We start from the raw sequence: 14,538 nt of genomic DNA on the forward strand, positions 1-14,538 counted from the left end.
GGGACACCGAGCGACGGGAGGCCGAGTTGACGGACGACGAACGTTTCCACGTGCGCCTGGAAGCCGTCGGTCGTGACCCGGAGATCGCGCGCCACACCCTGTCCGGCTTCTACGACGGCGCCGAGTGGAAGACCCACGCGACCACCGCGCGCGCCTACTCCTACCGATACGCGGCCATCGGCGACAACGCGATGACGCTCCGCACCTCGCAGATGAACGGGTACGTCGAGGGCGACATCCCGCCGGGCGACGACTACATCGTGCAGTGGCTCACCGGCGGCCACGCGATCGTCGACATGGGCGGCGACGCGGTGCCGCTCACGGTCGGGCGGCCCATGCTCTTCCCGGCCCACCGTCCCTTCGTCTTCGGCTTCACCGACTACCAGCAGAAGCTCGTGCACCTGAACCGGCAGCAGGTCGACGCGGTGGCCACAGAACTTCACGGGGCTGTTCCCGGGTCGATCCGCTTCGACCACCTCACCCGGCCCTCGGCCGCGTCCATCGCGCTGTGGCATGAGACGGTCGCGCTCGTGTCGCGAACCGTCGCACGGGGCAGCGTGAGCCCGGTGCTGTGGAACGAACTGATACGGATGACGGCGGTCAGCTTCCTGGAGATGTATGCCCCGAACGCCGCCCACGTGCCGGAAGCGCTGCGTCATCCGCGGAACGCCCATGTCCGCCTGGCCGTCGAGTACATCCACGAGTATGCGCACCTGCCGCTCGCGGTCGCCCAGATCGCCGAGATCGCGGGACTGAGCGTGCGTGCGCTGCAGGAGTCGTTCCAGCGCACCCTGGGCATGAGTCCCATGGCCCACCTGCGGCTGGTGCGGCTCGAGCGCGCCCATGAGGATCTGCTCGCCGGCGCGCCGCCGGCGACCACCGTCGGCGACATCGCTCGCCGGTGGGGGTTCGCGCACCTCGGCCGGTTCTCCGCCGCGTACGGCGAGCGATTCGGCGAGCATCCACGCGACACGCTCCGCCGCTGACGACCATCCGGGCGATGCCAACCGGCCGGAAAACGCGGCTGCCGACCGTCATCCGCGCTTGGCGGCTCACCGTGCCGTGTTTCGACGCCCTGCGGCCTAGCCTCAGTCTGCCCGAATTTCTGCCGTCGGCTGGGCCCTGACAGGAATCCGGTGTTGATGGGAACGCTCACGTATGACTCGACCACGACCGTCGACATCGACGATCGGGATCTCGCCCACCTGCAGCTGGTGATCGTGGGGAAGCTGCGCCGGAAGGAATGCTTCCTCTTCACCTGGGAGAACGCCCCCGCCGCCGGCGGCACGACGAGCATTTGGATGCACCCTGCCGCCAACCTCACCCTCAGCTTCTCCGAGAGCAGCCGGCAACTGCGCATCAACCGCGCGTGGGTCGAAGAGCTCGCGGTATCGGCGAACTCGGCGCGCGGCCTCCTCCTCACCCCGGAACCGGCGGACGACGACGGCAGCCGCTGACACGGCATCCGCTGCAGGCCGCCCGGCCCTACCCGAAACGCCCTTTGAGGCGTAAACCGGAAGGACAGGAGACCCTCAAGCAGCACTTCACCTCGAAGGTCTGCACGCACAGCGCGGCAGGCATAGGGAAAGGAAGCATCATGAGCAGCTCAGATCGTCCCGACCGCGAAACACCGGCCGCCGTTCCGGTCGACCAGCAGTCATCGCTACGGGAAGACGTCCTCGCTCGCGAGAAGGAGCGCTACGGTGGCGTGAAGATCGGCTCCGCCTTCTTCGGATGGCTCACGGCCATGGGCACCGCCGTGATATTGACCGCCCTCGTCGCGGCGGCGGGCGCCGCCGTCGGCCTCGGCACCAACGGCAGCCCCAGCCAGGCAGCGGATGCCGCGACGCAGAACGCCACGACGGTGGGCATCGTCGGGGCCATCGCCCTGATCGTGGTCATGCTGATCGCGTACTACTGCGGCGGCTATGTGGCCGGCCGCATGGCGCGCTTCGACGGCGCCAAGCAGGGCATCGCCGTGTGGATCTGGGCCGTCGTCATCGCGATCGTGATCGCGATCATCGCCGCGATCGCCGGCGCCCAGTTCAACGTGCTGGCCAACGTCAACGGATTCCCCCGCATCCCGGTGAATGAAGGCGACCTCACCACCGCGAGCATCATCACGGCCGTGCTCGTGGCCGTGGCCAGCCTCGTCGGGGCGATCCTCGGCGGGATCGCCGGCATGCACTACCACCGCAAGGTCGACCGCGTCGGCCTCGGCCGCTGAGGCGTTAGGAGATCCGCATGATCAGCAACCACAACCTCGGCGCCCTCATGGGCGCGCCCGTGCAGGGCGACGACGACAAGATCGGCACCGTAGGGCAGATCTTCGTCGATCCCGAGAGCGGCAACCCCAACTGGGTCACCGTGCACACGGGCCTGTTCGGGCGCCACGAGACCTTCGTTCCCCTGGACGGCGCCACCTGGGACCACGAGGTGCTGCATGTGCCGTTCGACAAGAAGACCATCAAGGCAGCGCCGCGCATCGACACCGATGAGGCGCTGAGCCCCCAGCACGAAGCCGACCTCTACCGCTACTACCGCGTGGGCGGGTACGACGACCGCGGAGACAGCAACCGCGACGACAGCAACCGCGACGACGAGCACCGGGACCAGCACCAAGAGGTCAGTTCCAGCGGAACGCAGGAGCAGGGCCCCGTGCGACTGCGCAAGTATGTGGTGACCGAGAACAAAGAGGTGACGACGCCGGTCAGCCACGAGGAGATCCGCGTCGAGGCCGAGGGCGACGTGCAGGTCGACACCGCCGATGTGCCCGACGTGGACGTCGTGCCCGACCAGCGGCCCGGGCGGCACGCCAAGGAGGAATAGCCACGAACTACGCTGGGACGCATGAGTACCGCTCCCGTCGCAGCGAAGAAGCCGCAGTCCCGCACGCACCACAACGACGAGTACGTCGACGATTACGAGTGGCTGCGTGACAAGGACGCCCCCGAGGTTGTCGCCCACCTGGAGGCCGAGAACGCCTACACGGAGGAGCGCACCTCCCACCTTGAGATGCTTCAGGAGCAGGTCTTCGAGGAGATCAAGGAGCGCACGCAGGAGACGGACCTGAGTGTGCCGGTGCGTCGCGGCGACTGGTGGTACTACACCCGCACCGTGGAGGGGCAGGAGTACGGCATCCACTGTCGCGCCCCGATCGCCGGGGCCGATGACTGGGCTCCCCCGGTCGTCGCCCCGGGAGAGGCGCTGGCGGACGAGCAGGTCGTCCTTGACGACAACGCCGAGGCCGCGGGGCACGACTTCTACTCCCTCGGCAGCTTCGACATCAGCACCGACGGCAGCCGGTTGCTCTATGGCGTGGACACCGAGGGCGACGAGCGCTACACGATCCGGGTGCGGGACCTCACGACGGGCGAGAACCTGGCCGACGAGATCTCCGGCACCGGCGGCGGCGCCATCTTCGACCCCCGCGGCCGGTTCATCTTCTACACGACCGTCGACGACGCCTGGCGGCCCGACACGGTGTGGCGTCACGAGGTGGGCGCGGCATCCGCTGCTGCACAGGTCTTCCACGAACCCGACGAGCGGTTCTGGGTGGGCGTGGGCCGCACGCGCAGCCGCAAGTACCTCGTCATCGAGGCCGGCTCCAGCGTCACCTCCGAGACCTGGCTGGCTCCGGCCGACGACCCGGACGCCGACTTCAGCGTCGTGTGGCCGCGCACCGAGGGCGTGGAATACGACGTTGAGCACGCGGTCATCGACGGGGAGGACCGCCTGCTCATCGTGCACAACGACGGCGCCCCCGACTTCGAACTGGCGAGCGTGGCTGCGGACGACCCGCAGGGCGAACGACGGATGCCGCTGCCGCACCGCGACGGCGTTCGGCTGGAGAGCGTGGATGCGTTCCGCGACTTCATCGTGATCGAATACCGCCGGGAGGGACTCACCCGGGTGGCTGTCGCCAGCCGGGCGAGCCGCTCGACCGGTGTCGAGGAGCTGAGCTTCGAAGAGACGCTGTTCTCGGTGGGCACCGCCGGCAACCCGGAGTGGGAGCAGCAGACCGTGCGACTCGGCTACACGAGCTTCGTCACGCCCTCCACCGTCTACGACTACGTCGTCGCGACGAAGGAGCTGCGGCTGCTGAAGCAGCAGCCCGTGCTGGGCGGCTACGACCCGTCGCTGTTCGCCCAGCGCCGGGAATGGGCGGAGGCCTCCGACGGCACCCGCATCCCGATCTCGCTCGTCTACCGCAGCGACCTGGTCACCCCGGGCACACCGGCCCCCACCCTCCTCTACGGGTACGGCTCCTACGAGCACAGCATCGACCCGTCGTTCAGCATCTCCCGCCTCAGCCTCCTCGACCGGGGCATGATCTTCGCCGTGGCGCACGTGCGCGGCGGCGGCGAACTCGGCCGGCACTGGTACGAGAACGGCAAGAAGCACCACAAGCGCAACAGCTTCACCGACTTCGTAGCCTGCGCCGAGTTCCTCATCGACAACGACTACACGGCATCCGATCGACTGGTCGCCGAGGGCGGCAGCGCCGGCGGCCTGCTCATGGGCGCGGTCGCCAACATGGCGCCGCAGCTGTTCTCCGGGATCCTCGCCGAGGTGCCGTTCGTCGACCCGCTCACGTCGATCCTCGACCCGTCACTGCCGCTGACCGTGATCGAGTGGGACGAGTGGGGCGACCCGCTGCACGACCCCGAGGCGTACGCCTGCATCAAGTCGTACTCCCCCGTGGAGAACGTGCGGGCCACGCACTACCCGCGAATTCTCGCGGTCACGAGCCTCAACGACACCCGGGTGCTCTACGTGGAGCCCGCGAAGTGGGTGGCGCGGCTGCGGGAGGTGGGCGCCGACGCGCTCCTGAAGACCGAGATGGCGGCCGGGCACGGCGGCGTGTCCGGCCGGTACGGCGCGTGGCGGGAACGGGCGTTCACCTACGCCTGGGTCATCGATGCCGCCCACGCGCATCCGTCGTACGAAGGTGACGTGACCGCCGCCTGACCAGGCTGCGGCGAGCCGGGGCACGCCGCCCCGGCTCGCCTGCCGTGGCTACTTGACGGCGCTGGACGCCGCCCACAGGTTGATGCCCTGGTCGGTGGCGTGCTCGTCGATCGCGGCGAGCTCGTCGGCGCTGAACTGCAGGTTGTCGAGCGCGGCCACGTTGGTCTCCAGCTGGGCGACGGACGACGCGCCGATCAGCGCCGAGGTGACCTGGTCGTTGCGCAGCACCCACGCCAGCGCCATCTGGGCGAGCGACTGGCCGCGCGCCTCGGCGATTCCGGTGAGCGCGCGGATGCTCGCAAGCGTGTCGTCGTTCACCATGTCCTTGCGCGCCGACTTCTCCTTCGCCACCCGCGAGTCGGCGGGGATGCCCTTCAGGTAGCGGTCGGTGAGGAGCCCCTGCGCGAGCGGGGAGAACGGGATGCACCCGACTCCGAGGTCGGCCAGGGTGTCGAGAAGTCCCTCTTCCACCCAGCGGTTGAACATCGAGTACGACGGCTGGTGGATGAGGAGCGGGGTGCCGAGGTCGGCGAGGATCTCGGCGGCCCGGCGGGTACGCTCCGGCGAGTACGACGAGATGCCCGCGTACAGGGCCCGGCCGCTCGTGACAGCGGTGTGCAGGGCGCCCATGGTCTCCTCGAGCGGGGTGTCGGGGTCGGCGCGGTGCGAATAGAAGATGTCGACGTAGTCGAGCCCCATGCGGTCCAGCGACTGGTCGAGGCTCGCCAGCAGGTACTTGCGGGACCCCTTGTTGCCGTACGGGCCGGGCCACATGTCGTACCCGGCCTTCGTGGAGATGACGAGTTCGTCGCGGTGCGCGGCGAAGTCCTCGCGCATCAGCCGGCCGAAGTTCGTCTCCGCGCTGCCGTAGGGCGGACCGTAGTTGTTGGCCAGGTCGAAGTGCGTGATGCCGAGGTCGAACGCCCGCCGCAGGATCGCCCGCTGCGTGGCCAGCGGCTTGTCGTCGCCGAAGTTCTGCCATAGCCCGAGCGAGATCGCCGGCAACTCGAGGCCGCTCCGGCCGGTGCGACGGTAGGGCATGGACTCATAACGATTGTCAGACGGAAGATAGGTCATCCTCCGATACTGCCAGTTCGACCGCTACGAGACCGCCGCTTCGCTCAGCGCCTCCTCCGCCAGGTTCCGTAGCGCGAGGCTGACGGCCAGGTCGGTCTCGTGCTCGAACTCCTCCAGCGCCTCACCGCCGGCCAGGTCGAACCCCGAGGGGACGAGCGCCGCCCACTCCCGGGAGTCGAGCAACGGGTCGGCGAGGTACCAGCGCACGTTCGCCGGTTCGTCGAACAGATGATCGTAGTGACGATCGATCTGGTCCACGCAGACGAACGAGCCGGATCCGACGACCGCGGTGGCCAAGCGGATGCGACGGAGCATCGCCTCCTGCACGGCAGGGAAGCCGGCGAAGAAGAAATGCCATTCGTTGTCCCAGGCATCGGTGGCCCGGGTGAGGCGGTTCAGGATCGGGTGGGTGGCCCAATCACATTGGCGGATCGCGTCATACCGCAAGCGGGGGGCGCATTCATTCGGGTTCATGCAACACCACTTCTATCGACAGTGACAGTGGCGTTAAATACGGCAGGCGTGCAGCTAGGGTACTGATTGCGAGTCGGGTTTAACGCAACTTTCCTTGTTGCACAACCTAGACCTCTCATCCGGGGGTGCGTCATCACCCCTTCGGGGGTCATGACAGGTGCGATCGTTTCTGATACACCGGCAGAACCCGCCCTGTCGGCGGCGCGTGAGAACATGTAGGCATGTCCCGGGCCGCCTTTCCCCTCGTGCAGGCCGGCGACATCATCCGTCTCGTCGGCCCCGCCTCGTTCGAGCGCGCACAGGCCTACAAACGGCGCGGAGCAGTGCTCGACGTGCAGTGGGACGCGGGCCGCGGCAGGCTGACCGGAGTGGTAGCGGGCAGCACCTCTCAGCCGTACCGTTGCCACATCGACCTGGAGGCCACCGACACCGGCTTCAGCCGCCCCCTCGACAGCACTTGCACCTGCCCCATGGACTACGACTGCAAGCACGTGGCGGCGACGCTGCTCATGGCGAACGCCACACACCTGGCTGAAACGGATGCCCTGGCGCAGCCGGCCCAGCGCGAAGCCGTTGCACCGGAGCCGGATTGGAAGCAGTCGCTCACCGACCTCGCGCGGCGGAGCCAAGACCGGGCCACCGGCGCCGCGCCGGTCACGGTCATGGGCCTGCAGTTCGAACTCCGCGAGGAGGCGCCGCGCGCGACCGAGCGCTGGCGTGGCCCAACCACCCGCCCGGTTTCGCCGCGGGAAGCCGCGGCGAAACCGGTGAAGGCCGGCTCGCCCGACGCTGCGGACCGCTACCGGCTCGGCGTGCGCCCGGTCATCCGCAGCGCGCGCGGCAGCTGGGTGAAGTCCACCCTCACCTGGGGCAACATCACGTACCAGCTGAACCGGCTCAATCTCGATCCCGAGCAGCACCGCTGGTTCTGCCAGCTCATCGCCCTGCACCGCGCCGTGCGCGAGGTCTACTACGGGCAGGAGGCCGACTGGCTCTACCTCGATGACTTCGCCAGCCCGCTGCTCTGGCAGCTTCTCGACGAGGCACGCCGCCTCGGCATCGCGTTCGTCGGAACCAAGAAGGACGCCCGGGTGCGGCTCGGTGAACGCGCCGTCGTCGGCCTCGACGCCCGCCGTTCCGACGAGGTGTTGGCACTCTCGCCGACCCTGGCCATCGACGGCCACGGCCACCCCGCTGAGGACGCGGGCGCCGTAGCCGACCACGGCGTCTACGGCTATCGACTCACCCCGCCCGTGTCGATCACCCTGGCCCCCACCGGTAGCCCGCTCACCCCCGAGCAGCGGCGCATCCTCGGCCGGCCGGCGACCGTGACCATCCCCGCGGCCGACGTCGCGGAGTTCCTGACCGAGTTCTACCCGGCACTCCAACGCGTGGTCGAGGTGACGAGCGCGGATGCCTCGGTGCAGTTCCCCGAGATCGCCCCGCCGGTGCTGGTGCTCACCGCCCGGTACCAGCCGAAGCACACCCTGGTGCTCGACCTGGCGTGGGAGAACGGGGTGCCCGCCGAGGCCACGGAGAACGCGATTCTCGACCGCGTGGCGGGCGTGTTCCCCCGTCTCGGCGGCACCGCCCCTGCCGCCGGGCAGAGCGGGTTCCGGTCGCTCACCCTGCAGGGGCTCGACGCTGCCGAGTTCAGCGAGAAGGTGCTCCCCCGCCTGGACGAGCTCGACGGCGTGCGCGTCGACGTCGTCGGGGCACGCCCCGACTATCTCGAGCTCACCGAGGCACCGAAGCTCACGATCAGCACGGTCGAGACCGAGGAGCGGGACTGGTTCGACCTCGGCGTGGTCGTGACCATCGAGGGCCGCAACGTGCCCTTCGGCCCGTTGTTCACCGCCCTCACCAAAGGGCACGACAAGCTGCTGCTCGTCGACAACAGCTACCTCTCGCTCAAGCAGCCGGCCTTCGAGCGGCTGCGTGAACTCATCACTGAGGCCCAGTCGCTGGCCGAGTGGGAGACCGGGGTGCGGATCAGCCGCTACCAGGCCGGCCTCTGGGCGGACTTCGAGGACCTCGCCGACGAGACGGAGCAGGCCGTGGCGTGGCGCGCATCCGTTGCCGGGCTGAACGCACTCACGCAGGTCGACCCGGCGCCCCTTCCCAACGGTCTCCACGCCACGCTGCGGCCCTACCAGCGCGACGGGTTCTCCTGGCTCGCGTTCCTCTGGCAGCACGGGCTCGGCGGCATCCTCGCCGACGACATGGGACTCGGAAAGACGCTGCAGGCGCTGGCGCTGCTCGTGCACGCCGCCGAGCACGGAACGCGGGCGCCGTTCCTGGTGGTGGCGCCGACATCCGTCGTGTCGAACTGGCTGGCCGAGGCGCACCGCTTCGCACCGGGGCTCGCCGCCGTGGGCATCACGTCGACGCAGACCAAGAGCGGGGTGTCGCTGGCGGATGCCGTGGCCGGCGCGCAGCTCGTCGTCACCTCCTACGCGTTGTTCCGGCTCGACTTCGAGGCGTACCAGGCCGAGGAGTGGGCGGGACTCGTGCTCGACGAGGCGCAGTTCGTGAAGAACCGCGCCTCCCGGGCGAACGCGTGCGCGCGCGAGCTGGCCGCACCGTTCAAGCTCGCCATCACCGGCACACCGATGGAGAACAACCTGATGGAGCTGCAGGCGCTGTTCCACGTGGTGGCGCCGGGCCTGTTCCCGTCGGCGCGCCGGTTCGCCGAGGAATACCAGCGGCCGATCGAGGGCAGCAGGAAGGGCACCCCGACCGAGCGCAGCGAGAAGGCGGAGGCCACGCAGCGCTCGGAGCGCCTCGCCCGGCTGCGCCGGCGCATCCGCCCGCTGATGATGCGGCGCACGAAGGAACTCGTCGCCGCCGACCTGCCGCCCAAGCAGGAGCAGGTGCTGAGCGTGGACCTCGAGCCGCGGCACCGCAAGCTGTACGACACATTCCTGCAGCGCGAGCGGCAGAAGCTGCTGGGGCTCATCGAGGACCTCGACCGCAATCGCTTCATCGTGTTCCGGTCGCTGACGCTGCTGCGGATGCTGAGCCTCGACGCCTCGCTCGTGGACGAGAAGTACGCGTCGATGCCGTCGAGCAAACTCGATGCCCTGCTGGAGCAGCTGGAGGACGTGGTGGCGGAGGGACACCGGGCGCTGGTGTTCAGCCAGTTCACGACGTTCCTCGGCAAGGCCGCCGCCCGTCTGGAGGCGCAGGGCGTTCCCTACTGCTACCTCGACGGCTCGACGCTGCACCGGGCGGAGGTGATCAACCGCTTCAAAAGCGGCGAGGCGCCGGTGTTCCTGATCAGCCTCAAGGCCGGCGGGTTCGGACTGAACCTCACGGAGGCCGACTACGTGTTCCTCCTCGACCCGTGGTGGAACCCGGCGACCGAGGCGCAGGCCGTGGACCGCACGCACCGCATCGGGCAGACGAAGAACGTCATGGTCTACCGCCTGGTGGCGTCGGGCACGATCGAGGAGAAGGTCATGGCGCTGAAGGCACAGAAGGCGAAGCTGTTCAACGCCGTGCTCGACGAGGACGCCGCGTTCAGTTCCGCGCTCACGGCCGACGACATCCGCGGGCTGCTGGAGTGACCTGATGGGCGTGCTGCGTACGGTTGGCGTCGCCCTGGCGCTCGGGCTGGGGCTGGGACTGGGGCTGGGACTGGCCGCGGCATCCGCTGTGCCGGGAATGGCCACCGCAGCCGGCGGCCACCCGAGCGGCCTGACGTACGCCGCCCTCGGTGACTCGTACGCGTCGGGACTCGGGCTGCCGCCCTACACCAACCAGCCGGCAACCGGATGCTTCCAGTCGGCGGCCAACTACGCCCACACGGTGGCGTCGGAGTGGGAACTCCAGCTGAGCGACGCCAGCTGCAGCGGTGCCGTCGCGGCGAACATCGTCCGCGCTCCGCAGGAGACCGGGGAGGGGACGGCGCCCCCGCAGTCGACGGCGTTGAGCTCCGACACGGATGTGGTGACCGTGTCGATCGGGGGCAATGACCTCGGCTTCGCCGCAATCGCCGAGTACTGCACGGCATTGTCGGCGGAGGGCCCGATCACCGGCGACCTGCAGCTCGACGACTGCCGGTCGCATTTCCACCCCGACGCGGGCACTGATCTGCTGCAGCAGCGACTCACGGAGGTGGTGGAACCGGCCGTGCACTCGGCCCTTGGCGGCATCGCGGCGGCGGCGCCCCATGCGGTCGTGATCGTGGTCGGGTATCCGGCGATCACGCCCGACGCCGCTCACACTCCGGCCGGCGGATGCTTCCGCTCGGCCGTCAAGGCGGGGTCTGACTCCGGGCGGTTCGCTGAGAACGCGTTCCCGTTCACGGATGCCGACGTGCCGTATCTGCACGGTGTCGAGGCCGGACTGAGTGCGATGCTCAAGCGCCAGGCCGAAGCCGCGGGCGCACTGTACATCGACGCCTTCGACGCCTCCCAGGCCCACAGCGCCTGCGCCGCGGCTTCGGAGGCCTACGTGAACGGGATCACGCTACGTGATCTCGGTGGGAGCACCGCGACCCCGGCTCCCGTACCGGGATCCGGCGCCGGAGCTCCCGCGGAGTTCGACGTGGAACGGGGCGCACTGCACCCGAACACCGCCGGCGTCGCGTTCCTTGCCACTCAGGTGCAGACCGCGATGAAGGCGGCTTTTCCTGCTCCCACCCCGACGGTGTCCACGCCCGGCCCTTCCCCGGCAGCGGATGCGCGGAGTGAATGGACGCTCCCGCTCACCTTCTCGCCGGGGACGGTCATCGGGATCATGGTGGTCCTGGTCGCCACGGGCGCCGTCGTGACCGTCCTGTGGCGTCGACGCCAGCAGGAGCAGGACGACATGGCGCGAGACGGCGAGAGCGGGTCCGACCGTCGTTAGATGGGTAGGCGCGCCCCTCCCGGGCGGCGCCTATTCAGGCCGCGTCGCGCAGGCGCGGGCCGGGGCAGCGCAAACGGGTGGGGACCGCGGCCGTGCCGCGCTCAATACTGTGCTCGGCCATCGCGTGCCCGCAGATGGGGCACCGCGGATCCAGGGGCGGGACGTACGGCGCTTCTTTCTTGCCACGACCGAGCCCCACCTGGGCGGCACCGCTCACGTTGTAGATGAGCCAGTTCCACCGGTTCCAGAAGCCCGGAAGCCCTCGATAGGGATTGGTTTCATCACGTGTAGGCACGTTCGGAATTGTATTCTGTGTACCCGTTAAAGCGCTGGGGTGATCCGCTGGGTCAGGCGGGCGGTGGGGGTGGTGGCGCGGTGAGTGCCGGCGGGCCGCCAGGTGCCGGTGTGGTCGACCCAGGGTGGCGCTTTGACCTGTGGTCTGCCGCGGATCATGCGGATCTGCCAACCGGAGGTGTGGATGGTGTGGTGGTGGTACCAGCAGAGCAGGACCCCGTTGTCGATGCTGGTTTCGTTGATCTGCTGCCAGGGGATGACGTGGTGGGCTTCGCACCATTGGGCGGGGATGGGGCAGTCGGGGATGATGCAGGTGTCGCCGTCGCGGGCGAGGAGCGCTTTTCGTTGTTGCGCGGTGAAGCAGCGCTGGGTTTTGCTCCAGCCGAGGATGTTGCCGTGTTCGCTGAAGATGACCTCTTCGTACCCTCCCGCGCACATGGCCTGCCGGACGGTGCGAAGCGACACGGGCGCCTCGACGCCGTCGACCCACCCGGCGCCCCGGCCGGTTGTCAGGTCGGTGGCGTTCACGTGCACCGTCACGGTCGGCGCCGCACCGCCCATGGTCGGGGTTCCGGGCTGCCGGGCGGCGGCGTCGAAGACCATGCGGAGGATGTCGGCGCGCTTCTCCCCGCCGGTGCGGTCGTCGAGGATCTGCTCGGCGCCGGGGATGAGTTCGCCGGCGTCGATGCGTTCCTGGATGAGCGCCTGTTCCTTCTCTGTCGGAAACGCCGGGCCGGGCAGGGGTGCGCGGGCGGAGAGGTAGGTGTTGAAGACGTTGTCCATGATGCCCCGCAACTCCGGCGTCGCCCCGCCCCGAAGCGGGTACAGGCCGTTGCGGAGCCTGCCGAAGCCGATGCTGCTGCGCGCTTCCCTCCCGACCTCGGTGGGCACAACCCCGTCGGGGTCGAGGCGGGCGGCCCACACCTGCACCTGGCCGCGGATGAGGTCGGCGCTGAACGCGAACCCCGGATACGGTACGTCGGCGGTCTCCGCCGTGACCACACCGGTCGCCGCGGCGACGAGGGCGCGTTCCGCGGCCTGCAGGTCGGCGACCTCCGCCCGCGGCGCCACCTCCGCCAAGCCGGCGGTGATCGCGTCAGCGGAGTCGACGCCGAGTTCCCCGGAGGACAGGCCCGCGGCGACGGCCGGGAACAGCGGCGGGAGGATCTCGCCCATCTCCTGCCGCGGCCGGGTCAGCTCGCCGAGCCGCACCCGCCGGCGTGCTCCGGGCCGGAGACCCGGGTCACCTGGGTGATCAGGTCCGTGCCGGTGCGGGAGCCACGCTTCCACGCCAACGACGCATCACCCAGGCTCCTGTCGGAACGTTTCGCGACCTCCGCCGCGGTGACCACCCGCCCGGCATCGGCGAGCCGACCGACCTGTTCGAACAGGTCCAAACCCTCCAGCAGGGTGTCATCGTTCAGAAGCGACTCGGACAGTTCCGACACCGCTTCCCGGGTCAGCCACGCGGCATATTCCAGCTTCTCAGCAGCGGTGCCGGGCTCGATTCCCATACCACAGATTCTACCAAGGATCAAAGACACCCACGAAAGTTATCCACAGGACGACCGGAAATGCGGCATTCAGTGTCGAATGTCCGAACTAAGCGTTTCCGGACCTCCACGACGTCCGTGAGCTGGTCGATAATGGGTGCAGTGAGAGCGAGGAGGCCGAACTGATGAGGGCACTTGTCGTCGGTGCGGGCATTGCCGGGTTGGTCGCTGCCAGGCAGCTCGGCCTCGCCGGGTGGGACGTCGTCGTTCTTGAAGCGTCGCCCGGCCCGCGTACCGCCGGCTACATGATGGACTTCTTCGGTCCTGGCGTGAAGGCGTCAGAACGGATCGGCCTGTATCCGCGACTTTCCGCGGTCTCCTACCGGGTGGAGGCGGCCGAGTACGTCGATACGAACGGGCGGGTGACTTCCCGCATCGACTACGACCGGTTCGCGCGCGCCGCGGGCGGCAGGGTGCTGAGCCTCCTGCGGCCCGACCTGGAACGGGCATCCCTCGAGTCGCTCGACGACGTACCGGCCGGCCGCGTCGAGGTTCGATACGGCGCTCGCGTGAGCAAGGTCTGGGCGGACGAGCACAGCGCCGGGGTGGACGTGGAAGGAACCGCCAAGGCGACGCTCACCGCTGACGTGGTGATCGGTGCGGACGGAATCCACTCTGTGGTGCGGGAGCAGCTCTTCGGCCCGGAGCAGGAGTTTCTGCGTCCGCTGGGTATGCGCGCAGCCGCGTACATCGCCGACGCCCCGGACCTGCACGATCGGGTCGGAAACAGGTTCCTGCTGACCGACAGCATCGATCGGACGGCCGCGCTGTACGGCATCCGCGGCCGGCGGGTGGCATCCTTCTTCGTCTACCGCGCGACGGGCGACGACGTAGACCAGTCGGGGGCGCGTGACCGTCTCCGGCGGGCGTTCTCCGGCCTGGGCGCCAACGTCGACGAGCTTCTGGCACTGTGCCCCGCCGAGCCGTACGACGACGTTGTGGCGCAGGTCGTGATGCCGACGTGGCATCGTGAACGGGCGATCCTCGTGGGCGACGCGTGCGGGGCGGTGTCGCTTCTCGCGGGCCAGGGAGGTTCCCTTGCGATCGCCGGCGCGGCGCTCGTCGGCGACATCCTCGGACCGGTGACGTCGCCCGCGGGTATCGCGCCCGCACTCGCCGAGGTCGAGGACCGCTGGCGTCCATTCGTCGAGACCGCGCAGGCATCCGGCAGGCGGGCAGCGGCGTCGTTTCTCCCCGCGAACGCCCGGAAGCGGCTCATCCGCCGGTGGATCATCCGCGCATCGGGTCTCCCCGGCATCGACCGCCTCGTGGCGCGGCAGATCGTCAAACGGATCGCCACATAGCGGCTGGTGGG

General features: G+C 69.2%; 13 protein-coding genes. 8 read left to right on the plus strand and 5 right to left on the minus strand.

The window, feature by feature from the left end:
- Positions 1-26 precede the first annotated feature (26 nt).
- From EEJ31_RS08500 to EEJ31_RS08520, 5 genes are all read left to right on the plus strand, one after another.
- A complete protein-coding gene (locus EEJ31_RS08500) occupies positions 27-986 on the plus strand; it encodes a helix-turn-helix transcriptional regulator (protein ID WP_123045879.1) in 960 nt (319 codons plus the stop codon).
- A 156-nt stretch (positions 987-1,142) separates the two neighbouring features.
- Complete coding sequence (locus tag EEJ31_RS08505; protein ID WP_123045880.1) at positions 1,143-1,457, plus strand: DUF7882 family protein; 315 nt, start codon at positions 1,143-1,145, stop codon at positions 1,455-1,457.
- 140 nt (positions 1,458-1,597) lie between these two features.
- On the plus strand, positions 1,598-2,227 hold the full coding sequence (locus EEJ31_RS08510; protein WP_199727314.1) for a hypothetical protein: 630 nt from the start codon (positions 1,598-1,600) through the stop codon (positions 2,225-2,227).
- A gap of 17 nt (positions 2,228-2,244) precedes the next feature.
- Positions 2,245-2,829: a DUF2382 domain-containing protein gene (locus EEJ31_RS08515; protein ID WP_123045881.1), complete on the plus strand. Its 585-nt coding sequence runs from the start codon at positions 2,245-2,247 to the stop codon at positions 2,827-2,829.
- A gap of 21 nt (positions 2,830-2,850) precedes the next feature.
- A complete protein-coding gene (locus EEJ31_RS08520; RefSeq protein ID WP_123045882.1) occupies positions 2,851-4,971 on the plus strand; it encodes a S9 family peptidase in 2,121 nt (706 codons plus the stop codon).
- Positions 4,972-5,019: 48 nt separating this feature from the next.
- On the opposite strand, the gene mgrA is transcribed toward EEJ31_RS08520, so the two are convergent.
- Together mgrA and EEJ31_RS08530 are read right to left on the minus strand one after the other, a co-directional pair.
- Entirely contained in the window at positions 5,020-6,048 is a 1,029-nt protein-coding gene (mgrA, locus tag EEJ31_RS08525; RefSeq protein WP_123045883.1) for an L-glyceraldehyde 3-phosphate reductase, read from the minus strand.
- A 24-nt stretch (positions 6,049-6,072) separates the two neighbouring features.
- The gene (locus EEJ31_RS08530; RefSeq protein WP_123045884.1) at positions 6,073-6,522 is read right to left on the minus strand and encodes a hypothetical protein; all 450 of its coding nucleotides are present in this window, start codon (positions 6,520-6,522) and stop codon (positions 6,073-6,075) included.
- Positions 6,523-6,743: 221 nt separating this feature from the next.
- On the opposite strand from EEJ31_RS08530, the gene EEJ31_RS08535 reads away from it, so the two are divergent.
- Together EEJ31_RS08535 and EEJ31_RS08540 are read left to right on the plus strand one after the other, a co-directional pair.
- Positions 6,744-10,091 (plus strand): DEAD/DEAH box helicase, encoded by a 3,348-nt coding sequence (locus tag EEJ31_RS08535; protein WP_123045885.1) that lies wholly within the window; start codon positions 6,744-6,746, stop codon positions 10,089-10,091.
- Positions 10,092-10,095: 4 nt separating this feature from the next.
- Positions 10,096-11,376 carry an SGNH/GDSL hydrolase family protein gene (locus EEJ31_RS08540; protein ID WP_123045886.1) on the plus strand — a complete coding sequence of 427 codons (1,281 nt, stop codon included), beginning with the start codon at positions 10,096-10,098 and terminating at the stop codon, positions 11,374-11,376.
- A 34-nt stretch (positions 11,377-11,410) separates the two neighbouring features.
- Here EEJ31_RS08540 and EEJ31_RS13745 read toward each other — a convergent pair whose 3' ends face one another.
- Genes EEJ31_RS13745 through EEJ31_RS08550 form a run of 3 tightly spaced genes read right to left on the minus strand, consistent with a single transcriptional unit; the run spans position 11,411 to position 13,184 of the window.
- Positions 11,411-11,671, minus strand: coding sequence for a hypothetical protein (locus tag EEJ31_RS13745; protein ID WP_148040150.1), 261 nt, complete (start codon positions 11,669-11,671; stop codon positions 11,411-11,413).
- Positions 11,672-11,697: 26 nt separating this feature from the next.
- A complete protein-coding gene (locus EEJ31_RS08545) occupies positions 11,698-12,882 on the minus strand; it encodes an HNH endonuclease signature motif containing protein (RefSeq protein ID WP_158603928.1) in 1,185 nt (394 codons plus the stop codon).
- Positions 12,864-13,184 (minus strand): hypothetical protein, encoded by a 321-nt coding sequence (locus EEJ31_RS08550; RefSeq protein ID WP_123045888.1) that lies wholly within the window; start codon positions 13,182-13,184, stop codon positions 12,864-12,866. Before EEJ31_RS08550 ends, EEJ31_RS08545 begins: the two co-directional genes overlap by 19 nt.
- A 164-nt stretch (positions 13,185-13,348) precedes the next feature.
- Between EEJ31_RS08550 and EEJ31_RS08555 the strand changes: the two genes are divergently transcribed.
- Entirely contained in the window at positions 13,349-14,527 is a 1,179-nt protein-coding gene (locus EEJ31_RS08555; RefSeq protein WP_123045889.1) for an FAD-dependent oxidoreductase, read from the plus strand.
- The last annotated feature ends 11 nt before the right edge of the window (positions 14,528-14,538 follow it).

Origin of the sequence: Cryobacterium tepidiphilum, assembly GCF_003716325.1 — a bacterium.
Lineage (GTDB): Bacteria > Actinomycetota > Actinomycetes > Actinomycetales > Microbacteriaceae > Cryobacterium > Cryobacterium tepidiphilum.

Excerpts from the sequence above, each read along its gene's own strand:
- EEJ31_RS08520 (WP_123045882.1), top strand. The coding sequence starts at position 2,851 with ATGAGTACCGCTCCCGTCGCAGCGAAGAAGCCGCAGTCCCGCACGCAC.
- EEJ31_RS08550 (WP_123045888.1), bottom strand. The coding sequence starts at position 13,184 with ATGGGAATCGAGCCCGGCACCGCTGCTGAGAAGCTGGAATATGCCGCG.
- EEJ31_RS08530 (WP_123045884.1), bottom strand. The coding sequence starts at position 6,522 with ATGAACCCGAATGAATGCGCCCCCCGCTTGCGGTATGACGCGATCCGC.
- EEJ31_RS08540 (WP_123045886.1), top strand. The coding sequence starts at position 10,096 with ATGGGCGTGCTGCGTACGGTTGGCGTCGCCCTGGCGCTCGGGCTGGGG.
- EEJ31_RS08555 (WP_123045889.1), top strand. The coding sequence starts at position 13,349 with ATGAGGGCACTTGTCGTCGGTGCGGGCATTGCCGGGTTGGTCGCTGCC.
- EEJ31_RS08535 (WP_123045885.1), top strand. The coding sequence starts at position 6,744 with ATGTCCCGGGCCGCCTTTCCCCTCGTGCAGGCCGGCGACATCATCCGT.
- EEJ31_RS08510 (WP_199727314.1), top strand. The coding sequence starts at position 1,598 with ATGAGCAGCTCAGATCGTCCCGACCGCGAAACACCGGCCGCCGTTCCG.
- EEJ31_RS08515 (WP_123045881.1), top strand. The coding sequence starts at position 2,245 with ATGATCAGCAACCACAACCTCGGCGCCCTCATGGGCGCGCCCGTGCAG.
- mgrA (WP_123045883.1), bottom strand. The coding sequence starts at position 6,048 with ATGACCTATCTTCCGTCTGACAATCGTTATGAGTCCATGCCCTACCGT.
- EEJ31_RS08505 (WP_123045880.1), top strand. The coding sequence starts at position 1,143 with ATGGGAACGCTCACGTATGACTCGACCACGACCGTCGACATCGACGAT.